This window comes from Haloplanus salinarum (assembly GCF_024498175.1).
Taxonomy (GTDB): Archaea; Halobacteriota; Halobacteria; order Halobacteriales; family Haloferacaceae; genus Haloplanus; species Haloplanus salinarum.
In genome coordinates, this window is sequence record NZ_CP101823.1 from 1279672 (window position 1) to 1302728 (window position 23057).

General features: G+C 62.5%; 24 protein-coding genes and 1 pseudogene. 9 read left to right on the forward strand and 16 right to left on the reverse strand.

Annotated elements, in window-relative coordinates; genetic code table 11:
* Nucleotides 1-7: 7 nt before the first annotated feature.
* Nucleotides 8-1021 carry an NAD(P)/FAD-dependent oxidoreductase gene (locus NO364_RS06730; protein WP_157688161.1) on the reverse strand — a complete coding sequence of 338 codons (1014 nt, stop codon included), beginning with the start codon at nt 1019-1021 and terminating at the stop codon, nt 8-10.
* Nucleotides 1022-1127: 106 nt separating this feature from the next.
* Between NO364_RS06730 and NO364_RS06735 the strand changes: the two genes are divergently transcribed.
* The 8 genes from NO364_RS06735 (at nt 1128) to NO364_RS06770 (ending at nt 6972) form a co-directional block, all read left to right on the forward strand.
* Nucleotides 1128-1349: a hypothetical protein gene (locus NO364_RS06735; RefSeq protein ID WP_257628864.1), complete on the forward strand. Its 222-nt coding sequence runs from the start codon at nt 1128-1130 to the stop codon at nt 1347-1349.
* 48 nt (nt 1350-1397) lie between these two features.
* Nucleotides 1398-1961: a carboxymuconolactone decarboxylase family protein gene (locus tag NO364_RS06740; RefSeq protein ID WP_257628865.1), complete on the forward strand. Its 564-nt coding sequence runs from the start codon at nt 1398-1400 to the stop codon at nt 1959-1961.
* Nucleotides 1962-1991: 30 nt separating this feature from the next.
* The gene (locus tag NO364_RS06745; protein ID WP_257628866.1) at nt 1992-2978 is read left to right on the forward strand and encodes a sulfite exporter TauE/SafE family protein; all 987 of its coding nucleotides are present in this window, start codon (nt 1992-1994) and stop codon (nt 2976-2978) included.
* A 115-nt stretch (nt 2979-3093) separates the two neighbouring features.
* Entirely contained in the window at nt 3094-3339 is a 246-nt protein-coding gene (locus NO364_RS06750; protein WP_157688157.1) for a glutaredoxin family protein, read from the forward strand.
* A 1-nt stretch (nt 3340) separates the two neighbouring features.
* Complete coding sequence (locus tag NO364_RS06755; protein ID WP_257628867.1) at nt 3341-4561, forward strand: methyl-accepting chemotaxis protein; 1221 nt, start codon at nt 3341-3343, stop codon at nt 4559-4561.
* Between the two features lie 136 nt (nt 4562-4697).
* Nucleotides 4698-5561: an SDR family oxidoreductase gene (locus NO364_RS06760; RefSeq protein WP_257628868.1), complete on the forward strand. Its 864-nt coding sequence runs from the start codon at nt 4698-4700 to the stop codon at nt 5559-5561.
* Nucleotides 5554-6513 (forward strand): patatin-like phospholipase family protein, encoded by a 960-nt coding sequence (locus NO364_RS06765; RefSeq protein WP_257628869.1) that lies wholly within the window; start codon nt 5554-5556, stop codon nt 6511-6513. Before NO364_RS06760 ends, NO364_RS06765 begins: the two co-directional genes overlap by 8 nt.
* A gap of 6 nt (nt 6514-6519) precedes the next feature.
* Nucleotides 6520-6972 (forward strand): HTH domain-containing protein, encoded by a 453-nt coding sequence (locus NO364_RS06770; protein WP_157688153.1) that lies wholly within the window; start codon nt 6520-6522, stop codon nt 6970-6972.
* A gap of 9 nt (nt 6973-6981) precedes the next feature.
* On the opposite strand, the gene NO364_RS06775 is transcribed toward NO364_RS06770, so the two are convergent.
* The 4 genes from NO364_RS06775 to NO364_RS06790 form a co-directional block, all read right to left on the reverse strand.
* Nucleotides 6982-8337: a dihydrolipoyl dehydrogenase family protein gene (locus NO364_RS06775; RefSeq protein ID WP_257628870.1), complete on the reverse strand. Its 1356-nt coding sequence runs from the start codon at nt 8335-8337 to the stop codon at nt 6982-6984.
* Nucleotides 8338-8424: 87 nt separating this feature from the next.
* Nucleotides 8425-9012 (reverse strand): helix-turn-helix domain-containing protein, encoded by a 588-nt coding sequence (locus NO364_RS06780; protein ID WP_257628871.1) that lies wholly within the window; start codon nt 9010-9012, stop codon nt 8425-8427.
* A gap of 65 nt (nt 9013-9077) precedes the next feature.
* Nucleotides 9078-9347, reverse strand: coding sequence for a hypothetical protein (locus tag NO364_RS06785; protein WP_251328535.1), 270 nt, complete (start codon nt 9345-9347; stop codon nt 9078-9080).
* A gap of 407 nt (nt 9348-9754) precedes the next feature.
* The gene (locus NO364_RS06790) at nt 9755-10966 is read right to left on the reverse strand and encodes an MFS transporter (RefSeq protein ID WP_257628872.1); all 1212 of its coding nucleotides are present in this window, start codon (nt 10964-10966) and stop codon (nt 9755-9757) included.
* 118 nt (nt 10967-11084) lie between these two features.
* On the opposite strand from NO364_RS06790, the gene NO364_RS06795 reads away from it, so the two are divergent.
* A complete protein-coding gene (locus NO364_RS06795) occupies nt 11085-11810 on the forward strand; it encodes an NAD(P)H-hydrate epimerase (RefSeq protein WP_257628873.1) in 726 nt (241 codons plus the stop codon).
* A 46-nt stretch (nt 11811-11856) separates the two neighbouring features.
* On the opposite strand, the gene NO364_RS06800 is transcribed toward NO364_RS06795, so the two are convergent.
* The 11 genes and pseudogenes from NO364_RS06800 to tnpA all read right to left on the reverse strand — a co-directional run bounded on the left by NO364_RS06800 (nt 11857) and on the right by tnpA (nt 22973).
* A complete protein-coding gene (locus NO364_RS06800; protein ID WP_257628874.1) occupies nt 11857-12363 on the reverse strand; it encodes a redoxin domain-containing protein in 507 nt (168 codons plus the stop codon).
* Between the two features lie 5 nt (nt 12364-12368).
* Entirely contained in the window at nt 12369-14522 is a 2154-nt protein-coding gene (locus NO364_RS06805; RefSeq protein ID WP_257628875.1) for a cupredoxin domain-containing protein, read from the reverse strand.
* A 178-nt stretch (nt 14523-14700) separates the two neighbouring features.
* Nucleotides 14701-15090: a winged helix-turn-helix transcriptional regulator gene (locus tag NO364_RS06810; RefSeq protein ID WP_157688145.1), complete on the reverse strand. Its 390-nt coding sequence runs from the start codon at nt 15088-15090 to the stop codon at nt 14701-14703.
* Between the two features lie 158 nt (nt 15091-15248).
* Complete coding sequence (locus NO364_RS06815; RefSeq protein WP_257628876.1) at nt 15249-16094, reverse strand: hypothetical protein; 846 nt, start codon at nt 16092-16094, stop codon at nt 15249-15251.
* Between the two features lie 153 nt (nt 16095-16247).
* Entirely contained in the window at nt 16248-16535 is a 288-nt protein-coding gene (locus NO364_RS06820) for a winged helix-turn-helix transcriptional regulator (RefSeq protein WP_257628877.1), read from the reverse strand.
* Nucleotides 16536-16893: 358 nt separating this feature from the next.
* Nucleotides 16894-17730 (reverse strand): alpha/beta fold hydrolase, encoded by an 837-nt coding sequence (locus NO364_RS06825; RefSeq protein ID WP_257628878.1) that lies wholly within the window; start codon nt 17728-17730, stop codon nt 16894-16896.
* Nucleotides 17731-17839: 109 nt separating this feature from the next.
* Nucleotides 17840-18544, reverse strand: a complete 705-nt coding sequence (locus tag NO364_RS06830) for a bacterio-opsin activator domain-containing protein (protein WP_257628879.1) — start codon at nt 18542-18544, stop codon at nt 17840-17842.
* A gap of 665 nt (nt 18545-19209) precedes the next feature.
* Nucleotides 19210-19755, reverse strand: a complete 546-nt coding sequence (locus NO364_RS06835; RefSeq protein WP_257628880.1) for a PIN domain-containing protein — start codon at nt 19753-19755, stop codon at nt 19210-19212.
* Nucleotides 19756-19761: 6 nt separating this feature from the next.
* Nucleotides 19762-20277, reverse strand: a complete 516-nt coding sequence (locus NO364_RS06840) for a DUF7437 domain-containing protein (RefSeq protein WP_114586302.1) — start codon at nt 20275-20277, stop codon at nt 19762-19764.
* Between the two features lie 1048 nt (nt 20278-21325).
* Nucleotides 21326-22596 (reverse strand): annotated as a pseudogene (locus NO364_RS06845) (RNA-guided endonuclease InsQ/TnpB family protein).
* The gene (gene tnpA, locus NO364_RS06850) at nt 22593-22973 is read right to left on the reverse strand and encodes an IS200/IS605 family transposase (RefSeq protein ID WP_157688137.1); all 381 of its coding nucleotides are present in this window, start codon (nt 22971-22973) and stop codon (nt 22593-22595) included. The pseudogene NO364_RS06845 and the gene tnpA overlap by 4 nt, the downstream one beginning before the upstream one ends.
* Nucleotides 22974-23057 lie beyond the last annotated feature (84 nt).

Sequence of the window (23057 nt, forward strand, 5' to 3'; positions counted from 1 at the left end):
CACACACCTAATCGTACGTGTGGAACTCGGTGGCCTGTTCGAGGAGTTCGTCCGGCATCCCGGGCACTTCGTCGCTTCGAACGGGCCCCTGTTCCTCGACGAGGTCGGGATCTCGCGGGAAATCCCGCAACGTCCAGTGGATCGAAATCCCCGCTTTCGCGCCGTCTCCTAGCGCGATCGGCACCTGGTTGTGCCCGGGTGTGAGATCGCCGATCGCGTAGACGCCGTCGACACTCGTTCGCCCGTGGTCGTCTACCTCCACGGTCCCGTCGTCGTTCAGTTCACAGCCGAGGTCGGTCGCGAGCCCGCTGTTGTAGTCGGCGCCGTACAGCGCGAAGCCACCCTTGTACTCGCGGACGGCTCCCCCTTCGAATTCCAGCGCCTTCAGCCATCCGTCGCTCCCGTTCTGGACACCGGTCACGTCCTCGTGGATCACGTCGATCGGATGTGTGTCGAGCATCTCGTCGGTGTCGTCGCTCCACGCTGGCTCGTCACCCCGAGTCAGTAGGTCGACCTCGTCGGTGAAGTTGAGCAGGATTGCAGCGACGTGGGCCGCGCTCTCGCCGTACCCCATCACGTACACGGACTCGTCCGCGAACATGTGTGCGTCACAGTGGAGGCAGTAGTGGAGCCCGCGACCGGTTCGAGGGAGCGGCGGGTCCGGTCGCACGTCGTTCATGCCCGTCGCCAGCGCGACCGCGTCGGCCACGTAGTCCACGTCGGTGCCGCACAGGCGGAACCGGTCGTCGTCAGTCCGGCCGGCCGATCCGATTCGATCCGAGAGTACCGTACAGCCGTACTCCTCCAGTTGCTCCTTCCCGATCTGCAGGAGCTCCATCCCGCTCGTCTCTTCGGTCGTTCCGACGAGGTTGTGAACGTCTTTCATCATCGCTGCCCGGCCCCCGCCACGGTCGACGAGTGCTGTTTCGTGCCCAAGTCGCACGCTGTACAGTGCCGTCGACAGCCCCGCTGGTCCGCCACCGACGACGACGACTTCGTACGCTTGCTGGTCTACAGCCATACGACGACCGTCGGTGGGGGATCTAAACGTACTATCCCGAGTGTGTGCCGGCGTTAAACGCCCGCGCTTCGGTTTAATACACGTCTGTCGTACCGTACACCGTCTCATGGCCTCGATCACCGCTGGCTTGGCCGGTGGGTTGCTCGCGACGATCGTCATGACCGCCGTAATGATGATGCCAGGCGATGGCGGCTCACAGCCGACGGCTGCTCTCGTCGAGAAATTCGCTGGTGGCGAACCGAACGACCACGCCACGCCGGGAATGATCCTTCACAGGGTCTACGGCGTCGTCCTCGTCGGGTTCCTGGGGACCGGCATCCTCGCGTGAATCACTGGATAGTATCGTAACCAATCACACCACAAATAGACGAAACCAATGTCACGACTACCACTACTCGAACTGGACGAGATTCCGGAAGAGTACCATTACCTGTTCACGGACGATTACCTCGGTGACCGCCACATCTTCCGGGTGTGGGCGCACAACCCCGAAATTCTCCAGGCGACGCTCGAGTATCTGAACACGCTGTACGAACAGCTCGGTCAGCGTCGCAAGGAACTGGTCATCCTCACCGTGGCGCGAGCACGCGGCGCCCGATACGAGTGGCACCAGCACGTCGACATCGCCCGCGACAAGGGCGTTACCATCGAGGAGATGCGAGCGATCGGGGGCAACGACCTCTCGCCGTTCGACGACGCGGAGTTCGTCCTGCTCCAGTACGCCCGCGCAGTCGAATCGGGGAACGTGACCGGCCCCATCCACGACGCGCTGGAACGACACTACTCGTCGGCGGAGATCGTCGCGATCGGCCTCCTCGTCGACTTCTACGTCGGCCTGTGCAACTACATTGCGTCCGTCGATCTGCCCTTCGAAGGCGGCGAGTTCGTCGGCTGGCATCCCGATCCTGACACCGTGGCGGAGTTATTCGATGACGCGTGACTGCTCGATGAACTCCCGGTGACATACATGATGGATGATCGCGCCGTCGGTGCTGGGCACCTCGTCGCTGTACTCGGAGTGGGGGTTCCGCTCGTCGCGCTTGGAACACTCGATGTCGGGACGGCTGGATCGCTACTCGCGAGTCTCCCGTTTCCCGCCGGGTTTCCCGTCGATCAGTTCCTCGCGCACTGGTGGGTGTTCCCGGCATCGATCCTCTTTTCGATGATCGCGCTCTCCTCGGGCGTCTCGGGTGCCCTCTTTTTCAGCCCCTTCTTCATTCTCGTCGTCGGCCTGTCGCCGGCGCAGGCCATCGGTGCCGGGCTCATGACCGAGGTGTTCGGCATGGGGAACGGCCTCCTGAACTACGTCCGGCAGCGCGTCGTCGACTACGCGACGGCGAAGTGGCTTCTCCTCGGTGCCGTCCCGTCCGTCGTCGTTGGCGCACTCGCCGCGCACTACGTTCCGACGACGCTCCTGACGCTCGCATTCGGCGTCGGCCTCCTCGGACTCGGGGCCTTCCTCGGCCTCCACGACCCGCCGGAAGAGTGCGTTCCCGGCGAGGAAGAAAACGAGTTCCTCGAACGAAAGAACGCGGGCCGGGGTACGACGGTCGTCGAGGCGGCCGATGGCGCGACCTTCACTTACGATACCTGCTGGCGACTGCCCGGAGTCATGCTGGCCACCGTCGGCGGGTTCGTCACGGGCCTCATCAGCGCCGGGCTTCCCGAGATCACGACGACACAACTCATCGTCCGGTGTCGACTTCCCCCTCGCGTGGCGATCGCGACGAGCGTGTTCGTCCTCGCTATCGCTGCGCTGGCCGGGGCTATCGTTCACGCACTCGCGGCGACGCCGGTCTGGTACGTCGTTGCGTGGTCGATCCCCGGCGTCCTCATCGGCGGGACGGTTGGAACCCGGATCGGAAAGTACCTTCCCAGCGACCTCATGGAGCGGGCACTCGGGGTGGTGTTCGTCGGCGTCGGTCTGATCGTCCTCGCGAGCGAACTGCTCGCGTGAGCTTCGATATGGTGTTCGAGTGCTCTCGGGCTCTGTCTCTCGCACGCCGGCTCGTGTAATCGATTCACACACCCACGGTATCGTTAATGAAACTCCCACCGCAGGTCGTGCCGTGATGAGCCGTCTGGAACTGTACGACAGGCAGGACTGTCCGTATTCGAAGAAGGTGCGGGACAAACTCGAGGAACTGGGCGTCGACTACGACGAGACGGTGGTGCCGGACAAGCACACCGACCGCGACGAGGTTCACGAACGCACCGGACAACGGGGCGTTCCGGTGCTGTTCGATCCGTCGCTCGACGACGGCTGGCTCGCCGACAGCGACGCCATCGTGACCCACCTCGAACGCACCTACGGCTGAGATGAGTTCCACGACTCGTTCCGAACGCGACCGCTCGGGCCTGTCGACGCTCGTCCCCGACGATCCGGAGCAACGGCAGGCGTTCGTCACCGAGGTACTGTCCGGGGAACTACAGCGCGAGGGTCGTGCATCCGAAGCTCTCCTCGACTCCGCCGTGACCCAGTATCTCACGTCGGTTCTCGCCGACGGGACCGACCGAACGCGACGGGAGTTCGCCCAGTACTGTGTCGAACACGACGTCCGATCCGAGACGCTCTCGAAGCTACTGGTGGCGATACAGTCTCAGCTGATCGAACGCGGGGAACGACTCCAGTCGGTCGACGCGGTCGAGCTTCGGCGACTAACGAGCCGCGACATCGCTGCGATCAGTGCGGCGTGTGCCGAGGCGAGCAGCGCCGGGTCGGATCGCGGGGATGCCGCAGTGATCGACGAGGTTCACTCGCAGGTGGCGGACGTAACCGACCGATCCGCGGAGATCGCGTCCCTCACGGAACAGCAGGCGTCGAACATGGACGACCTGAGTGGAGAGGTCGGAGACATCAGCGCGGCCGTCGAGGAAATCGCCGCCTCCGTGGACGAAATCGACACCCAGAGCGACGACGCGGCCGCCCTCGCCGAGGAGGGCTGTGCCAGAGCGAGCGAACTCAGCGAACGGATCGAAGAGATTCATACGCGAGCGACGGGCGTTCGCGAGGCTGTGGGAACGCTCGCCGATCACACCGAGGACATCGGCGAGTTCGTGGATACGATCGATGACATCGCGGATCAGACGAACCTGCTGGCGCTCAACGCCTCGATCGAAGCGGCACGCGTCGACGAGGGTGAGGGATTCGCTGTCGTTGCGGACGAGGTGAAATCACTCGCCGAGGAGAGTCAGGAGGAGGCGGCACGCATTCGAGCGTTGGTCGAGACGATCGACGGCGCCGTCGATGGGGTCGTCGACGACATCGAGAGCGTCCACGAACAGACCGAAGCCGGGCGTGAGGAGGCGGCTCGAGCCGTCGAGACGTTCGAAGCGATTGACGAGGTCAACGGCCAACTATCGGAGAGTATGGCGGACGTGGCGACGGCGACGGATCAACAGGCCCGAAGCACCGAGGAACTCGCCATGATGGCCGACGAGGCCAATCGGAAGACGGAGATGATACTCGACGAAGTCGAGGGGATCGACGACAGCAATCGCGAGCTACTGGACCTGCTCGAATCGTCGGCGGACGAGTGAAAGCGTCGAACGGGGCCGTAGTGCATCGATTCCAGCGATATCTGGCTATCGTCACGAACGAGCAACGTTCGTTGTCCGTCCGTTGCACAGCCGAGGTGTGGTTATACGGCTTCGTGGAGTGGGTTCGGATGAACACATGTCCACCGACGAATTCGACCTCCGTGAACCGGAGTTGACCGCTGCCGACCTGCTCGTCCTCGACGACGAGCATTTCGCCCCCGAGACGGTCGCCATCGTCACTGGCGCGGCCTCGGGAATCGGTCGTGCAACGGCTGTCGCGCTCGCGGCGAACGGTCTCACGGTCGTCGGGGCCGACATCGACGAGGACGGCCTCGACGGTACCGTCGAACTCGCCGACGACGTGGATGCCCCCGGAACCGTCCATCCCGTCCCGACCGATCTCACGGACGAGGACGCGGTCGAGGCGATGGTCGACGCTGCAGCCGAAGCTGGCGACCTCCGGTACGTCGCCAACGTGGCCGGGATGCAACACATCGCCTCCATCCCCGACTTCCCGATGGCAAAGTACGACCTCCTGCTCGATATCATGCTCCGCGCGCCGTTCCTCACTGCGAAGCTCGCGATGCCGCACATCCGGGCGACCGACGATGGCGTCGGCGCAATCGGCAACATGTCCTCGGTCCACGGTCACTACGCGACGCAAGACAAACCCGCGTACATCACGGCGAAACACGGGCTGACCGGTCTGACACGCGCCATCGCCGCGGAGGGTGAGGGCACCTTGCGGGGCTTCTCGGTCAGCGTCGGCTACGTGTTGACGCCGCTGATGGTGAACCAGATCGAGGACACGGCCGCCGAGCGGGGTATCTCCGAGCAGGAAGTCGTCGAGGACGTGATGCTCGGACAGGCACGGACGAAGGAGATGATGACACCCGCCGAAGTGGCGAACCTCTTCGTCTTCGGCTTCTCCAGCCACGGCAAACACCTCAACGGCGGCGACATGCTCCACGACGGCGGCTACACCACGACCTATGAGTGACTCCACGAACGTCGCCATCGCCTGTCAGGGCGGTGGGAGTCACACGGCCTTCACCGCCGGCGTGCTGAAGGAACTGCTCCGCGAGTGGGACGACGAGTACGAACTGGTCGGGATCAGCGGCACCTCCGGTGGCGCGTTCAACGCGCTCGCGACGTGGTACGGGCTCGTCACCGCCGACGCCGAGCGGTCGATCGAACTCCTCGACGCGCTCTGGGAGGATCTCGCGGCGAACTCCCCGTCGGACCGGGTCACGAACGAGTGGGTGGTCGGCCTCTCGCGGATCGAGAGCAGCGGCCTGCCCTTCCCGCAGATCAGCCCGTACCAGAATCCCGGCTCGAATCTCGGGAAACGACGCATCGAGCGCGTCCTTCGAACACACATCGATTTCGACGAGATTCCTGCGCTCTGTCGGCGTGACGTTCCGGAACTCGTCGTCGGGACGGTCAACGTCAACGCAGGCACGTTCGAGACGTTCACCAACGAGGACGTGACGCCGGAGGCCGTCCTCGCCTCCGCCGCTGTGCCGAATCTGTTCGAGGCCGTCAAGATCAACGGCCACTACCACTGGGATGGACTGTTCTCGCAGAACCCGCCAATCGACGACCTGATGACCGTCGAGGCGTCCAGCAAACCGGACGAGTTGTGGGTGATCCAGATCAACCCGCAGGTGCGCGAGGGCGAACCGTCCTCGCTCGAGGAGATCGCCGACCGCCGCAACGAACTCTCGGGCAACATCTCGCTGAACCAGGAGCTTCGGGTGATCGAGCGAGTGAACGACTGGATCGATCAGGGATACCTGCCCGAGAGCGAGTTCAAACGGACGGAGATTCATCGGATCGAGATGGGCGAGGCGTACCACTGTTCGACCAAAGTCGACCGACGTCCGTCGTTCATCCGGGAACTGATGGAACAGGGTGAACGGCGGGGGGCCGAGTTCAGGGAGGAGCGGTGATCGACGATGGACCGGTCCGGTCCCGTCCGCGTCGTGGTCTGGATGCGAGACGCGCCGCCGCCGGACGGTCCTCGTTCGAGGGTGCTCGACCGGCTCCGTGAACTGGAAGCCGACGGCGCCGTCGACGACGTGTCGGTTCGCGTCTGGGGACGGTACGTCGATCCGCCTTCCGACGCTCCCGCAAGCGAGGAGGGGCCGATCCAGACCCGAATCGCCGAGTTCGAGGCGTGGGCCGACCGCGAAGGCCACTCCCTCGAACCGGCCTTCGGGCGGTGTGAACGGTCGACGATGGTCTCGGCGGAGCGACGGGAGGTGATTCGCCTCCCGCTCCAGTGTCTGGCGGTCTACGCCGGCGACCGACTCGTCGGCGTGTTCCCGTGTTCGACTGGCAGTGGCACCGAGACCGTGGCTGACTGCATTCGGCGCCTCGGAACAGAGGCTATCGTCGACGACGAGTAGACCCCCGAATCAGTTCGCTGCGTCTCTGAACGCCGCTTCGACGACCTTGCTCAGCGTCGGGTGGGCGTGGATGGTCTCGCCGACGTCCTCGACGGTGAGGCCGTGTCGCATCGCGACGACGGCCTCGTGCAGCAAGGTCGACGCCTCGTAGCCGATGGCGTGCGCGCCGAGGATAGTCCCGTCGGTCGCCGCGAGCACTTTCACGAAGCCGTCGTCGAGTTTCTTCGCGCGACCCATCGCAGAGTCGGCGTAGTCCGCCCGGCCGACGACGTACTCCCGACCGTCGAGTTCCGCCTCGGTCTTCCCGACGCCGGCGATCTGTGGCTCGGTGAAGATGGTGTGTGGCATCGCAGAGAGGTCGAGCGCCCGACGCTCATCGTGGACGACGTTCGCCACCGTGTGACGCGTCTCGTAGTCACCGGAGTGTTTGAACAGCGCGTTTCCAGCCACGTCGCCCTGTGCCCAGACGTTGTCCGCGCTCGTCTCGAGGTACTCGTTCGTCTCGACGAATCCGCGGTCGTCGACCTCGATGCCGGCGGCGTCGAGGTTCAGCGAGTCGGAGTTCGGTCGTCGACCGAGCGCGACGAGTACTTCGCTCCCGTCGACGGTCAGTTCGTCACCGGCCTCGGTTTCGGCGTGGACGGCGTAGCCGTCGCCCGACGCCTCGACGGCCGTGACACGATGCCCAGTGTACACGTCGTGGCGGGCGGACGCGAGTTCCGTGAACAGGTCCGCCACGTCGCCGTCCTCCCGGTGGACCAGCCGGTCGTTCATTTCGACGATGGACACGTCGGTGCCCATCGTCTCGAACACGTACCCCAGTTCGACGGCGATGTAGCCACCGCCCATGATGACGAGACTGTCCGGGAGGTCGCGCCGGTAGAGCGCGTCTTGGCTCGTGAGGTACGCGATGTCGTCGAGACCGTCGATGGGTGGGACGACCGGGCGACTCCCCGTCGCGACGACGACCTTGTCGGCGGTGACGGATTCGCCGCCGAGTGCCACCGTCCGTTCGTCGACGAACTCGGTGTACTCGTCGAACAGCGTCAGGTTGGGCCGCTCGCGGTACCGTGCCTCCATGTCGGCAGCGATGCCGCCCAGCAGGTCGTCCATCTCGTCGACGACGGCCGCGTGATCCACGTCGTCGAGCGTGGCGTCGACGTGGAAGCGCTCGGCCTCGTGGACGTGTTCGACGGCGTTCGCGGCCTGAATCAACATCTTCGAGGGGTTGCACCCGTGGTTGAGACAGGTCCCGCCGAGCGGTCCCGGTTCGACGAGCGCCGTGTCGAGTCCCGCGTCTGCCGCCGCCGAGGCGACGTTGTTTCCGGTTCCTCCGCCGATGACGAGCACGTCGAAATCACTCATGTGACTCGGGATACGCCGGGCGGAATCAGATAAGGGGTAGCGACTCCGCAACGGCGTTGCACGACCACCGAAGGTGGCGTGTCTCGTTCAGTCGTCGGGGAACGATTCCCAGAACACGTCCGGGAGTTCGCGGTCCGGATTCTCGGCCATGTAGTCCTGTTTCGTCACGTTGGCTTCCTCGATGAGTGCGGCCGCCTCCCCGGCCCAGATGTAGAAGCCGATCAGCGTCTCGCGGCGCATCCGCTCTAGGTCGACCGAGTGATAGACGTTGACCACGCCGCCCTCCTCACGGTTCAGTTCGGATCGGCGAAGCAGACCGATGTCGACGAGTTTGTTCAGGTACCGCGTCACCGTGCTCCGGTCGTAGCCCAGCGATTCGGCGACTTCGTTCGCCGAGAGTGGACCCTCACCGATGACACAGAGACAGATGTCGAGGCCGGCTTTGGGGAGGCCGAACGCGTCGAGGAGGACCTGTCTGACGTCGGGTGGTTTGACGGTGATATCGCAGTCGGTCACGCGTTGCATCGACTCCCCGTGACAGGACATCGGTGGGTCGTCGCGGCCGAGCGCGAGAACCACGTTGTCACAGTCGGGACACTCGAAGACGTCGTACCTGCTGGATGACGGATCGTACTGAACCGCCTCGGTCGGCTCGTTCGTGTCGTGTTCAGACATCGGTGGCCACTCCCAGCATTCGTACTCAGAGACGACGGCGGAATCCATAAGTCTGCCCCGTGCGCTCACCCACGATCGGTCACCTCCGCGTCGACGACGATCATCTCGTCGAGATCGAGCGCGAGGAGTTCTTCACCGGTTACGGTTATTCTGACCCGCCCGTTGGCGTCGATGTCAGCTAGCGCGCACGATTCCAGTCCGTCGAGCTGTTCGCGGACCGTTCGCTCGTCGACGGCGAGCGCGTCCGCGAGCGATTCGACCGACGTTCGCTTCCCGGTGCTGGCGTCGCTCTGTCTCTCGAGTTCCTCCAACACGTCCCTACGGGTTACTGACATTCTTCGTTCTGCTCGTTCGGCGCTCGACGACGTCGCGCGACTCTCGGCTCGTGTATCGTCCTCATCGGAGGAGAACGATAATTTCGTTGTTGACGAGGGTATCGTTCGGCACCACTGCTCTCGACACCGCACAGGTGTGGTCTCTCACGTGGAGGCGCTGTCCGTGGTCGACGCTGTCCGGTTGACTCGCGTCCGAACGCTGTGGATCGAGGGGGTGTGTCACGGGTGGCCTCCGAACGATATCGTCGCTGTCGTTACATACGGCTTCGGCGACCGTGCAATCGGATTACAACTGCTCCGCGGAAAACGTGGCAGCCATCGCCAGCTAGCGTCCCGGCAGCCAGTCTCGCAGGTTCGAAAACGGCCGCTAGACGAGCACTCCGACGGATATCGCGGAAGCGGACGTTCTATCCGCGACCGCCGGCGAGCTTCGTCGCCTCGGGGAGTTTCCGGAGCCGCTGCATCGACAGCGTGCCGAGAATCGGGCCGAGAGCCAGCGGCGCGAACGCCCAGCGCCAGCCGACCAGATCCACGATCATCGGGATCATCTGGATCGACACGGTCGTCAGGAGGAACCCGATGGCCGTCTGGAGCGTCAGCGCCGTCCCGACGTAGGACCCTTCGGCGAGTTCGGAGACGGCCGCCGAAAACTGGGCCGAATCGGCGACGATGACGAATCCCCACACGAGGACGAAGGGGACGAGAACGAGCAACGACGACCCGAAGACGAATCCCGCGGCGATACAGGCGACGCCGCTGATGGCCATGCTCGCGCTCGTCGTCCCCGTTCGACCGAACCGATCGGCCGCCGAGCCGGCGACGACGGCGCCGACACCACCGATGGCGATGGTCCCGAACGCCAAGAGGGAGGCGAGACTCGACGAGTCACTGATCCCGCCGTTCGCCGCGATGCTCGCGATCAGGTAGGCGGGGATCCACGTCCAGACGGCGTAGAGCTCCCACATGTGCCCGAAGTACCCACCGTTGGCCAGCATCGTTCCCCGGTCCCGGAGGATGCGACCGATCGCGCTCGGATCGAACGGTGCCGCCGGTGCCTGATGCGGTCCCGGTTCGACGAGGAGGACCAACAGCCCACCGAGTACAGACAGGCCCGCGGCCCCGTACAGCACGACCCGAGGTTGTCCGACGCCGCCGACGGCACGGAGCAGGTGCGGAAGCGCCGAGCCGACGGTCAGCGCGCCGACCAGCATGCCGATTGCGAATCCGCGGCCCTCCTCGAACCAGCCGGCGAGAATCTTCATCCCGGTGGGGTAAACCCCGGCCAGGGCGACGCCGGTCAAAAATCGGAGACCTATGGCCGGCACGGCCGACGTGACGAATCCAGCGATTGCGGCCGTGAACACTGCGCCGGCGACGGCCGACGCCGCAAATAGGTAGCGGGGTCGGATCACGTCCGCGAGCGTGAGGGCCGAGGAGAGGAGCGCACCGGCGACGAAGCCCAACTGCACTGCGATAGTCAACCACGCCGTCTCGCCGTCGGTGAGCCCCCACTCGGCCGCCAACTCCGGCGCCGCAGCGGTCGCGCTGAACCAGAGAGACATGGCGAGGAGTTCGGCCAGCGCGATCACTAACAGCACTCGGTGTTTTCGGGATACCATAGTAGGTATCGAATGGTAACTACCTGAGCTACCAAAAGCGTCAGCTAACCCGTGGGTAACCCCTAGTCGGCGATCGCAACGGCACACAGCAATGGTGGTTGAGAGTCCAAGAACCGATATGACCACTGACGCGTTCGTGACGGCGACGGGGACGCACGTTCCGGCCGTGACGGCGGAGACGATGCGCAATGTCGACCGGGTTGCCGTCGAGGGCGTGGGACTACAGTTACTCCAGATGATGGAGAACGCGGGCCGAACGCTGGCCCATCGAGTCGCTGCGACAGGTGAGGAGCCGGCCGTGGTCGTGGCCGGAAACGGCGGCAACGGCGGTGGCGGGTTGGCGTGTGCTCGACACCTCCACAACCACGACGTTCGAGTGGCTGTCGTCCTCGACCGCGACCCCGACTCGTTATCCGGAGCCGCGGCACAGCAGTATCGGATTCTCGACGCCACGGATATCCCGGTCAAGATCGGAGTCGAGGAACTGGCGGCGTTCGATCGGATCGGCGTCGTCGTCGACGCGCTCGTCGGTTACGGCCTCGACGGCCCGCTCCGCGATCCGGCACGAAGCCTCGTCGAGGAAACGAACCGACGCGGATCGAGAGTCGTCTCCCTCGACGTACCCTCCGGTATCGACGCCACGACCGGAGAGACACTCGGGGCAGCCGTCCACCCGGAGACGACGGTCACGCTCGCGTTACCGAAGACGGGACTCCGAACCTGTCCGGGACAGCTCGTTCTCGCCGACATCGGCATTCCGCGGGTCGTGTACGACCGCCTCGACATCGCGTACGACGACCCGTTCGGCCGAGAGTGGTGGATCGAACTGGCGACTGGAGACTGATTATTCGCTGAGTTACAGGTTCGAAAAGGTCAAGACCGACCCCTGATCAGTCGTCGGAGTGGACGGTCTGCAACCCTTCGAGTGCGTCCTTGACCGCTGAAAAGTCCGGTTGCACGGTGGGATCGTCGGTGCTCCACGCGTACCGAATCGTCCCGTCGGTGTCGACGACGAAGGCCGAACGCTTCGCTATCCGTTTGTGGCCGTTGAACTCCTCGTAGAACACGTCGTAGGATTCGGCGACGCTCCCGTCGCTATCCGAGAGGAGGGCGAAGGTCAGTTCTTCGGTCTCCGCGAACGCTCGATGGCTGAACGAGCGATCCGTGGAGATACCGAACACCGTCACTCGGTCGTCGAGGTCGAACCACAGCAGATCGTGGAGCGAGCACATGTGTTCGGTACATTCGGGGTGGAAATCGAAGAGGTAGAAGTTGATGATCACCGGCCCTCGCTGGAGCGCGTCGGCAAGCGAGTACTCCGACATCTCGCTCGCGTCTCCGTCCATCGCAGTTCCGGGCAACGTGAACTCCGGTGCAGCGGTGCCTTCGGGGAGCATCGCGATCAGGCCCCCTCGGGCGGCTGGTCGCTCCGGCCGGGCACGCCGCGGCCCTGGAAGAAGTCGCCGGCCCAGTTGCCGATCCAGATGTCCTGATTCGCGGTGTACAGCGCCCACGCCGTGGTGAACGTGTCGTCGACGACCGTCCACTCGTCGGCGCCAGTGTCGTACTCGACGGCGTCGTTGTACACGGCGGCCTGTCCGTACTCGCCGCCGGCGGCCGGCGGGAGCGGGAGCGTGAACTCGGCACCCTCGTCGCGGCTGTTCGGGCGTTCGGCCCGTTGCAGTCGCCCGCGGTTGAACGTCCCGTTGAAGTAGCGGGCGTACACCGCCTGCACGTCGAGATCGAGGAGTGCGTCGGCGGCGTTGAGACCGCCGGTCACGTCGCCCGCGTCACGCGACGTGATTCGGTAGGTGGAGGCGTCGGGACTGGTGGCGAAGGTGCCCGCGTCCTCGTCCCAGAGTTCGTCGAGCAGGTAGCCGAGAACGCTCTCCGCGGTGTCGCGGTGATCGACGCCGTCGATCTGGGAAGCCCAGAGGAGCCCCTGTCCGACCGCGCCCTGCGTCGCCGCTCCGTTGGCCGCGCCGTCGGCCACGTATCCGTTGCCCTCGAGGTGGGCGTCGACCTCAGCCGCCAGATCGTCGGCGTAGCTCGCGGCGGCAGCACGCAGGTCGTCGCCTCCTGCGTGGGTTCCGTACCAGCCGACGGCCCCGAGCATCTGGCCGAGATCCCGCGTCGATCCCATCTCGACGACATCCGAGGGATCGAAGAGGTTCATCGTCGTCTGCGCCATCCCGTCGGTCAGTTGCTGGATCTTCCCGTTCGGAATCAGCGGTTCCGGGTTCACGTAGCCGAACCACCCGTTCCCCGCGAGGCTCGTGAGATCCGACAGGAACCAGAGCATCGCCGAATGATGGTTGGGCCGGGACGTCTCGTCGACGACCGTGCCGTCACTCGGTCGGAACTCGGAGACGAGTTCGAGTGAGTCGCCTTTCGTGAGCGCTCCGTTGCCGTCCGGGCCGCCGGCGATGAGTGTCGCGTTCGTCCCGATCTGGGCGAGGGTGGTGAGCATCTGCGCGCGGAACTTCGCCGCAATTCCCGGTGGAAGCGTCTCGAAGTGTTTCTGGAAGTTCTTCGCCCACGTCACACCCTTGAGGTGCGTCCACGCGACGGAGGAAGGACTCACGACCTTCGAGGACTTCGACATGTCCCACGTCAGCGTCGCGGCGTCGGGTCGCCCATCGCCGGAATCGAAGACGGGCTGTTGGGTGAAGTGGGGGTCGCCCTCCGTGAACGCGGCCATGTTCAGGTTGGGATTCTTGATCGGCGGCTTGTCGACGTCCGCATGCTGGAGCATCCCCGGCACTCGCTGGTCGAACGCCTGCTGTTGCTCCTCGTTGTGCGGGAACTGGACGCCGTTGCCGCTCATGGCGATGTTGGTACTCATGTTGTACAGGGAGTACCAGTAGGAGTCCCAGGTGGCGTCCTGCCACGCGTACGCGTTCGCCCCCCCACCCTCGCTGGTGACGATGCCCGCCACGTCGAGGAGTCGGGTGAGCGACTGGGCGGCGGCGCTCAGTTCGATGTCGTCGACGGCCGTCGTTCCCGGCCCACCCTGTGGCTGACCGACGACGACGAGACCGACCATCCCGAGTCCCTCGTGCGGGCGACAGAAGTAGTTGTAGACGCCCGGTGTGTCGAAGGTGTGTTCGAAAGATTCTCCTGCGGAAAGAATCCCGGAATCGAAGGAAGTCGCCCCCTCTGGAATCCGGAGTGACCGGTCGAAGTCGGGGTGATACGCCGTGATCGAGTGCGATCCCTCGGCGATGTTCCACGTCACGGTCGCGCCCTGTTCGACCCAGACGACGGCCGGCGTGTTCACGTGCTGGCCGGCGCCCTGGTCGGACGAAAGCATCGTCGCCTCCACCGTCGCCGACGACTGGAGGTCGTCGGGTCCCCCGAGTTGATCCGCACCAAGGGGGTTGGTCCCGGACGCTTCCGTCGCCGTGGCCGTCGACGTTGCGGTCGACGTGGGAGTCGTCGTCGCCGTCGAGGTGGCATCTGAGCCTTGCTGACTGTTACAACCCGCTAGTGCGCCGATCGCTGCGGCCCCACCGAGACGGAGGAGCGTGCGTCGGTCGATGTCGTTGATTAGCATAACTATTCGAAACTTAGTTTCTTCTCGTAATGAATCTCGGACAACCGCGGGCTCAGCAAGTAACGCACGTGTAACCCGGTGAGTGGCCGATCACCGTGGATGGTAAGAATGCGGAAAGAAACGACCGACTGTGTCGGGCATGACTCGACTATCCCTGTCTGTGTAGCTCCGGAGATTCCTATGCGACCGACGACTCGTCGTCGGGTTCCGTGAGATGTTCGAGGCCCCAGTCGCGCATCGCGAAGATCACCGGCTCGAGAGAGCGACCGTGATCCGTGAGCGAGTACTGCACCCGTACGGGTTTTTCGCTGATGATCTCGCGGTCGACGAGTTGCTTCTCTTCGAGGTCGTCGAGGCTACTCGAAAGCACTTTGCTCGAAATGCCGTCGACGTCGGCTTTGAGTTCGTTGAACCCGCTGGGGCCGTGTTCGAGCAGTCGGTGAACGATCACTGGGTGCCATTTCTTGCAGATGAGAGACGCCGTCGTCGTGACTGGACACCAGTCCTCGCCGGCACACCACACCTCGAGTTGTTTGGCAGCAGCCCCTTCTTTTGTCTCGTTGCTCATGTCCACCTCGTACGGGCGGGGATAATATAATAGTTACCTGTAGAAATCAGGTAACGTGCCGTGATTTGATTCCGAGATGGCTGAGCAGGCAACGGATCAGCCGATACTAGCTGGATTGGTGATCCTCGCTGGGACAAAAAATGGGGGACAGGGTTCGACTACAGCGACGGGGGGAACGTGAGCACGTTGCGGATACCACCGCTCTGCGCACCGGTGGTCCCGCGAACCTGTCCTTCACCCCACTCGTCGTGGAACAGGTCACAGTTGAACGCGACCGGCATGTCCAGTGCCAGGATGGGGTGTTCGGATTCGTACTGGATCACGATGGGGTCCTCGTTGTCTCCCATCTTGATGTTGTAGTGGCCGTAGGCTAGCGTGCCGCCGGCTCCGATATCGAAGCCGTCGCTCCCGCCGTAACTCCCGCCCAGCGTCGTCTCTTCGGTGATCGAAACGATCCAGCCACCGTCTCTGACTTTCCCGGCCAGCATCTCGTCGCGATTGGTCGCCCCGTCGTCGTGATTGTTCGGCATCGCTCGCCCCGACACCACGTACGCGTTGTAACCTACGTCGGGATCCTGGTAGAACGGATTCAGCACGGCCGAACCGTCGGTACTCTCCTCCGGTTCGAACAGGCCCACGTCTCCCTCGAACGTCAGTCCGAAGCGCTCCTCGTAGAACGCCTCTGCTGCTCGCCGATCCGCGTCGATGGCTTCCTCGTCTCGCCCCATGATCTCGCGCTGGAAGCGCTCCGCGTTCTCGACGACGCTCCAGTCGCCCTCGACGAGTGGTTCGGCGAGATAGACCAACACGTGGTCGAATCCGCCGAGATTCGGTGGAGTCAGCGTCTTCGCACCGCCGTAGTTCCCGATCCGTCCGGGATTGTTACTGTCGCCGCCGCCGGCAGCATCGGCCCGATCGGCGCTCACGGTTCCGCTCGTGCCGAGTCCGAGCGCACCCGCGATACCGACCGTTCCGATGGCCTTGAGTGTGTTGCGTCGATCCATTGGTTGCTCCGCGTGGCCCGACTCTGCACGTATTGGGCCACAATACCACGTCACACACCACTATTATATTTCATCTGTATCACATTTGTAAGGTAGTAACCGATTCGTCACTCGATCACCATTTGGTTGATACGTTACCCGACCTCACCGCATCTACTCTCTCACGACGTGTTCGACGCCCCACTCGTGGATGCGGTCGACGATGGGGGCGAAGTCACGACCGCGGTCCGTCACCGCGTACTCGACGCGCACCGGCTTTTTGCTCACGATGTGGCGTTCGACGAGTTCGTGTTCCGTCTCGAGTCGATCGAGGCTGTCCGACAGGACCTTCGACGATATGTGATCGATCTCTCCTTTCAGTTCGCCGAATCCCATTGCTCCCTCCGTCAGCAGCTGGTAGAGGATGACCAAGTGCCACTTGCGTCCAAGCAGGTTTGCCATGGAAATGAGCGTCTCCTGTGACTGGCTCGGTGTAACGACCGATGTCGATTTCGTCTCACTCGATTCCGAGTGTGTACTCATGAGTGTCTGTGAGGACCCGTTATCGGTGGTCGGGGTTCGGCCGGTGAATCTGACGAGTTATACACGAACTGTCGTACACGGCTGTACAACTCGACCGGGAACTCCTTACTATTCTGTGAGTGTGAAGATAGACGTCCAACACGAGTAACCTATTTATGTTGGTAGCGTGCGTCGGGAGAAATCGAGGGAAGGCACGACGGACGGCCCGGCGTTAGAGGGTGCCTCTGCGGTCGGACGTTTCGAGTCGTGGCCGTCGCCCGCCGGACGTTCGACCTGATTAGCGCAGGAAGTCGGCCAGTTCGTCGCGGTAGGCGTCCGGCCGATCTTCCATCACCCAGTGGTTTGCGTCGTCCAGCCCGATCAGTTCGGCCGCCTGGATATCCGCTTGCAAGCGCTCGGCCCACTCGATGGACTGGAACTGATCGTCCGCCCCCCACAGGAGGAGCGTCCGGGCCTCGATCGTCGCCGGATCGATCTCGGTCGTGTGATTCGTGTTCGTCGAGATCGCGTTTCGAACGAGAGAGGTTACACCTTCTTCGGAGTTCCACGGCGTGGTCATCCCGTCGAGGAACGCGTCGCTGTGCTCTGACCCGGAGAGCGTATCTCGAAAGAGGTCGTCGAGCATCGCCTGCAACTCCTCCACACCGGTTTCTCGTGCCGTCTCGGGAAGTCCCAAGTCGGTGATCAACTGGATCGGCCAGGAGTCGTACGCGATGGAGTTCGACAGGACAAGCTCGTCGACAGCATCCCGATGGTGGGCCGCGTATCGAAGGAACACCCCGCCACCGAGGTCGTGACCGACCAGCGAGGGGGTTTCGACATCCAGCGCCGACAGCAGTCCCGTTATCATCTCCTCCTGTGCGCGGATCGATCTATCGAACCCATCGAACATCGACGAGTTGCCGTATCCGATCATGTCCGGCACGATGACGCGGCGTTCCGCCGCGATCGGTCCGATCACGTCCCGCCACAGGTAGGAGTTCGTCGGAATCCCGTGGAGAAAGACGACGGGATCGCCCGATCCCTCGTCGTAGTAGGCGACGTCGAGTTCGTGTCCGTCGACCGTGACGGTCGCCGTCTCCTGCGCTGCAGTCCACCCCGCGTAGCTTGGCATCCTGAATCACCCGTCGATACATTCGGGTTCAGCTGACAAACGCTTCTTGCCTATAGGGATAGGTATCCGGACGCCGTTCGTTCTGTCGCGACCGGTCTCGACGTTCCGATCATCCGTCGTCGACCGCGGCGTCGAAGAGAGCCGTAAACACCTTGGATTGAGCCGCCCGGAGGTGCTGGCTGAACGTCGGCTGAGCGATTCCCAACGCGTCGGCACACTCTTGCGCCGCACTTTCGCGCGGCCACGCGAAGTAGCCGCTCAGATACGCCGTTCGAAGTACTTCGTACTGTTTCTCGGTAAGTCGGTCTGCGAGGATGGTGTGGACGCCCGATTTCGTTCGAACGGGTGGAGACTGGTCACGTTCTCTCTTGGCGAGAAACTCCGAGTCCGGATGGCGTGTCCGAAACGTCTCGACGACGGTTCGAACGGCGACGTGAGCTGGAACAGTTGCGACGACACGGCCGACGCCGCCCGCGGCCGAAACGTCACGAGTGATCGCTCCGGTATCGGCGAGCGTCGCGGTGACACACGGCCCAGAGACGACGAACTGGAAGAGATTGCCGTCGGGACCGTTCCTGACGAGACGAGCCTCTGCGATTGCGGATTCGCTCGCAGCCATGTCGAGGACGTCCTCCGGAGGCGTTTCACGGACGCTGAAGTATTGAAGCAGATCCCCATCCGCGCGATGGATCAACTCCTCGAGTCGGATGAGACAGTCGGTTTCGGCCGAGAGACGAACGAAAAAACAGTTTCTGTCCCGCACCTCCAATTCGATCTCCGTTATTGGAGTCTCGACGGGTTCCTGAACGGTCATAGCCGGCCTTCAATGACCGCGTTGATAGGCATTCGTCTGTCGTGTGTCTGTTTCGAACACTCGTTCGCCGCCCATACGGAACCGACGGGAACGGATGGAACCGTCGTGGCTCCCCTTGTGCACTGCACCACCGAACGACGTAGCCAAAACGGGATCGGTACACGTAGGCCGTCACTTCGGTGACAGTGTTCTCCTCGTCGGACGGGGACTTTTCTACCGCGGATCCTGATGGGATTGGCTCGAAACTCGTGTCCGCGGATGAGAACTATAGGATGAAACTGCTGCTCTCAGAACGCCGATTTCCCTCGTGTCAGGGCCAGCAAGGGACTTCGTTCACCGCGTGAACGAGCGCCTGCAGCGCCCATCGCCGATTTTTCGGTCGTAATCGCACGACTACGATGGGGTGATCGTCGATATCACCCTCTCGGAGTGCAATGTCATTAATTTCGTTCGGTCACCGAACGGTTCCGACCGACGGAGGTTTCGTCCTCTGGTTCGCCGTCTCTACGGCGTGGCGCATGGCTGCTAATCATTGGGTCGTTGACCATCACTCGGTCACGAGCAACTGGGTCCCAACAAAATCGGGCGGTGCTGGTCACGGGAACGCGACACTACATAATTAATGGAAACGAGTATAGAACACGCTCGGTCGTCCTGCCCTCGAATCAGTCGAACTCGGGGACGAAATCCTCTGCGAGTTCGGCAGCGAGTTCACTACCGGTGAGCCAGGTGATTTGCTCGTCGTCGAATCCGTAGTTCGGAAGTAGCGATTCGGCTGCTTCGCCGAGTGGGATATCGTTCGTGACGACGAGAACTCGATCGCCAGCCCCATCAAGCAGGGTTTCGAGCGCCAGTCCCACGATTTCCGTATCCGCTTTCTCGACGATGTCCTCCGGGCGATCGCTGGAGTTCGAAATGAAGCTCCGTGCCCGATCCATCACCGTCGAGACGTCCGAGTCCGAATAGGCCGGACTTTCGGTAACCTTCATCCACCCCTCCTGTACTGCCTCGTCGACAGGAGACCGATCAGGAGAATACGCGTCGAGTGCGGTATCACCAGTCACCTCGGCATATACTTGTGGTGAGATCCGGAAGATCGCATCACGCTGACGGGCCTCGCGGGCGAGTGCTTGGAACCGCGTACCGTCACGTCGACCGCAACTGATGAGAACCGACGAATCGACGAAGATGACCTCTCCGTCGCGTTCCATACCGGATCAGTCCTCGACGACGGGGCGGAGTGCATCCAGAATGACGCCTGCTTCCAAGGGAGAGAGTTCCTGTTCACGAGCCATAATCCGGTGTGTGACGGACCCGTCGGCGTATTCACGAGCGTAGTCGAGTGCGACGGCGAGCCCGTCGAGCCCGTGGCGGTCGATGTACGTATCGACGTCGTCATCCCGCATTCGACGGGCGATCGCCTCGACTAGCTCCGGCGTGATTCGTCGTTCGGCATCGCCCGCGACCAGTTGGAGATCGATCTCGTGAGCGGTATATTCCGCCGGCCGTCCGTCATTCGACTGTTCGACGAAGCCCGCGGCTTCGAGGTCGCCGACGTATTCGTAGACCGTTCGCTGTGGGAGATCGAGCGTCCCGACGACATCCTGGATCGTCGTCGCCGGATGATGGTCGATATAGGTGTAGATCCACGCTTTTCGGGGATTTCCGAGGAGCGCGAACACCTCGCCACCAGTATCGAGTGGGGTATCCCAGTTTGCTTCTCTCGTCGCCATCAGTAGTAGCAAATTGCACGCAAATTGCAATAAGTCTTGTTGAGATGGAGTCGTCACTGACATCAGGTTTCTACGAGCGCGTGGAGGGCTATCGTACGACTGTGACATCTTCCCGGCAGTGATTTTCAGTGTTCAGCGCTCTTCGATTTCGACCGTTTCAGGCACAGCAAGGGACTTCGTTCGTCAAGCGTACAAGCGCCTGCAGCGCCCATCGCCGATTTTTCGTTCGTGATCGCACGATAGCGACGGGGTGAACATTGGTGTCGTCGTCTCTGTGTGCACTGCCGTTAATTTCGTTCAGTCACTGAACGATTCCGATCGGCGGTTATTTTCTCCTCTGGTTCGCTGCCTTTACCGCGTGGCGCATGGCTGCTAATCATTGGGTCGTTGACCATCACTCGGTCACGAGCAACTGGGTCCCAGCAACTTCGAGAACTGGGAATGGTTGGTAACGGAACTCCATACTGTCGCCGAGTGGTGGTTTCGACGTAGGGGATCGGAGATACTTGGGATAGTACCTGAAAACGAGGTACCCCAGTCGTAGTTCGATCGTCGGATCAACTGGCAGTTGTTAATTACGGGTGTTCCACATTCAGAAACTACTAGTAGACTCGACGCTGGCTGTTCCTGCCAGGAGAATCACCAGATAGCAGTAGATCTGGACGATATGAAAATGAACCGATGCCCGTGCTGAATCCACTCTTTCTGGGTGTTTTAGAGGCGCTATTACCTACTAAGCATGGCATTACTGAATTCGCGTAGAATTCGTTACGGGTTGTGTTGGGAGTCTTCGCCGGCTGTGATTCGCGTTCCCCGGTTCGGGGACAGGACACACAGCCGCCAGAAAATCAATCGCTCAGTGAGTACGCACTCGGCCAGGCCGCGCCACGCTGCCACACTGGCCAACCGGTCGGGAATTGACAGCCAGATAGCATCGACACCTAGCTCTGACAGTCGTGTCGGACCCGCTCGTCACCGATTGGTGAACTCGACGCTGTTGACATCCTCCCCGCGCTAAAGGGCGAGGATTCCTCTGTTGGGGGTTCGGCTACTGGCCCACAGAGGCAACTTGCGGGTTTGTGCGCACTTCTTTGGGACTTTCGTGAGGGTGTGGTTTCCCCGACCAGTCGTGATCGTCCCACTCGAATCGCACGGGCCGTGCCATCGGCCTGACTTCCGTATCGCTGTTTGCTCGAAGGAACGTCTCTGACGCCGTGAGGTCTGCGTGTCCCTCGAATCCGCATGGACACGTCAGCGTATCCCCATGGCGAACTGTCTCCTCGTGGTCGCCACACTCGGGACACGTCTGACTCGTCCACGCTTCCGACTCGACTTCAAGGCTGATCCCGTATTCCTCACAGACGCACGCGAGACGGTGGACGAACTTCTTGAACGCCCAGAAGTTGTGCGTCTTCTCGTTCACCCTGACCGACCAGTGCGTTTCCAGCACGTCGGTCAAGTCGCCCACGTACACTGTCGCCACGCCCTCGTCGTACAGTCGTTCAACGAGGTCGCGCACCAGCGCGTTCTGTGCGTGGTCACGGCGCTTCGTTCGCTGTCGGTACAGGCGTTGAATCCGCTCGGAACTGTAGCGCCCCTCGCGGAGTTTCGACTGTAGGCGGGCGATTTCGTCTGTCGTCTCGTAGAACCGTCCGAACAATTCTCGACCGTCGTAGAGGTACTGCTGGCCGGTCGTGGTGGTACAGGCGACGAGATTGTTCGCGCCAACGTCGAGGGCGGCTTCTTCCGAAGCCAGTGGTGAATCCAGTCGAGAATCAGGTACGGTGACTGGTTGAAAGGCCCTGAACGTGCCGCTAACCTCGTCGTACTCAAGTTCCAGACGACCCTGTTTGCCGTCCCACTTCGGGTTGCCTCGGACTTCGAGGCGGAGTCGTTCGTGGTAGCCGAGTCCGTATTCGTCTTTCAGTTCTTGCCCGACAGGAATTTCGAGACGACTACGCTTCCCCCACTGAACCGTGTACTGGTTACACCGAATATAGGTGCGGAGTTCGCGTCCGTCCGCCTCGTTGCCCCAGTACGACGGCGGGTTGGCGTCCTCGTCTTTCTCCTTGAGAGCGAAGAACGACCGCCACGCTTCGCTGTTCTTGCGCGTGACTTGTTGAACAGTCGCGCTTCCGACGACACCGTTGTAGCGCCCTCGGTATTCGGACGTGTCCCACACGTCACCGTCTCTGAAGTAGTTCTGACGGCGTTCGTAGGTCACGTTCACAGGGAGGCAGAGGCATTGAGTAGCCGTAGGAGGCACTCTTTGTCGTTCTCGGACTGTGGAACGACCTCGAAGGTGTTGACGCGCTTCATGCGTCCCCACCTTCCTGTTCAGCGATGTAGCGTTCGACAGCTCCCTTCGAGGCGCTTCCCGCTGTTCCGACGTAGTACGAGCCAGTCCACTTCACGCGGTCGGCGTAGCGTTGGTTGTACTTCCGCGCGGAGATGCCCTTGACCCAGTTGACGATGAGGGACGGGGCGTTCTTGGGTGGACTCCCGATGACCAAGTGTACGTGGTCGGGCATGACCTCCGACTCGGCCAGTTCGAGGTCTTTGTCTTCACAGATTTTCGCGAAGATGGTTTCGAGACGTTCCTTCGTCTTCCCCGTCAGGTTCGAACATCGGTATTTTGGCACGAACACTATGTGGTAGTAGAGTTCGTATTTCGCGTGACGGGTACTCTTCACCATCTATGTATACTATCACGGTCGGACAGATTGAAGATTGCGTTGGAACCCCGTCTATGCCATCGTTGGCGGTTGAATACTGTTGGT

Bases quoted from the DNA above. Each gene is read 5' to 3' on its own strand.
- NO364_RS06730 (WP_157688161.1), bottom strand. From the start codon at position 1,021: ATGGCTGTAGACCAGCAAGCGTACGAAGTCGTCGTCGTCGGTGGCGGA.
- NO364_RS06735 (WP_257628864.1), top strand. From the start codon at position 1,128: ATGGCCTCGATCACCGCTGGCTTGGCCGGTGGGTTGCTCGCGACGATC.
- NO364_RS06740 (WP_257628865.1), top strand. From the start codon at position 1,398: ATGTCACGACTACCACTACTCGAACTGGACGAGATTCCGGAAGAGTAC.
- NO364_RS06745 (WP_257628866.1), top strand. From the start codon at position 1,992: ATGGATGATCGCGCCGTCGGTGCTGGGCACCTCGTCGCTGTACTCGGA.
- NO364_RS06750 (WP_157688157.1), top strand. From the start codon at position 3,094: ATGAGCCGTCTGGAACTGTACGACAGGCAGGACTGTCCGTATTCGAAG.
- NO364_RS06755 (WP_257628867.1), top strand. From the start codon at position 3,341: ATGAGTTCCACGACTCGTTCCGAACGCGACCGCTCGGGCCTGTCGACG.
- NO364_RS06760 (WP_257628868.1), top strand. From the start codon at position 4,698: ATGTCCACCGACGAATTCGACCTCCGTGAACCGGAGTTGACCGCTGCC.
- NO364_RS06765 (WP_257628869.1), top strand. From the start codon at position 5,554: ATGAGTGACTCCACGAACGTCGCCATCGCCTGTCAGGGCGGTGGGAGT.
- NO364_RS06770 (WP_157688153.1), top strand. From the start codon at position 6,520: ATGGACCGGTCCGGTCCCGTCCGCGTCGTGGTCTGGATGCGAGACGCG.
- NO364_RS06775 (WP_257628870.1), bottom strand. From the start codon at position 8,337: ATGAGTGATTTCGACGTGCTCGTCATCGGCGGAGGAACCGGAAACAAC.
- NO364_RS06780 (WP_257628871.1), bottom strand. From the start codon at position 9,012: ATGTCTGAACACGACACGAACGAGCCGACCGAGGCGGTTCAGTACGAT.
- NO364_RS06785 (WP_251328535.1), bottom strand. From the start codon at position 9,347: ATGTCAGTAACCCGTAGGGACGTGTTGGAGGAACTCGAGAGACAGAGC.
- NO364_RS06790 (WP_257628872.1), bottom strand. From the start codon at position 10,966: ATGGTATCCCGAAAACACCGAGTGCTGTTAGTGATCGCGCTGGCCGAA.
- NO364_RS06795 (WP_257628873.1), top strand. From the start codon at position 11,085: ATGACCACTGACGCGTTCGTGACGGCGACGGGGACGCACGTTCCGGCC.
- NO364_RS06800 (WP_257628874.1), bottom strand. From the start codon at position 12,363: ATGCTCCCCGAAGGCACCGCTGCACCGGAGTTCACGTTGCCCGGAACT.
- NO364_RS06805 (WP_257628875.1), bottom strand. From the start codon at position 14,522: ATGCTAATCAACGACATCGACCGACGCACGCTCCTCCGTCTCGGTGGG.
- NO364_RS06810 (WP_157688145.1), bottom strand. From the start codon at position 15,090: ATGAGCAACGAGACAAAAGAAGGGGCTGCTGCCAAACAACTCGAGGTG.
- NO364_RS06815 (WP_257628876.1), bottom strand. From the start codon at position 16,094: ATGGATCGACGCAACACACTCAAGGCCATCGGAACGGTCGGTATCGCG.
- NO364_RS06820 (WP_257628877.1), bottom strand. From the start codon at position 16,535: ATGGCAAACCTGCTTGGACGCAAGTGGCACTTGGTCATCCTCTACCAG.
- NO364_RS06825 (WP_257628878.1), bottom strand. From the start codon at position 17,730: ATGCCAAGCTACGCGGGGTGGACTGCAGCGCAGGAGACGGCGACCGTC.
- NO364_RS06830 (WP_257628879.1), bottom strand. From the start codon at position 18,544: ATGACCGTTCAGGAACCCGTCGAGACTCCAATAACGGAGATCGAATTG.
- NO364_RS06835 (WP_257628880.1), bottom strand. From the start codon at position 19,755: ATGGAACGCGACGGAGAGGTCATCTTCGTCGATTCGTCGGTTCTCATC.
- NO364_RS06840 (WP_114586302.1), bottom strand. From the start codon at position 20,277: ATGGCGACGAGAGAAGCAAACTGGGATACCCCACTCGATACTGGTGGC.
- tnpA (WP_157688137.1), bottom strand. From the start codon at position 22,973: ATGGTGAAGAGTACCCGTCACGCGAAATACGAACTCTACTACCACATA.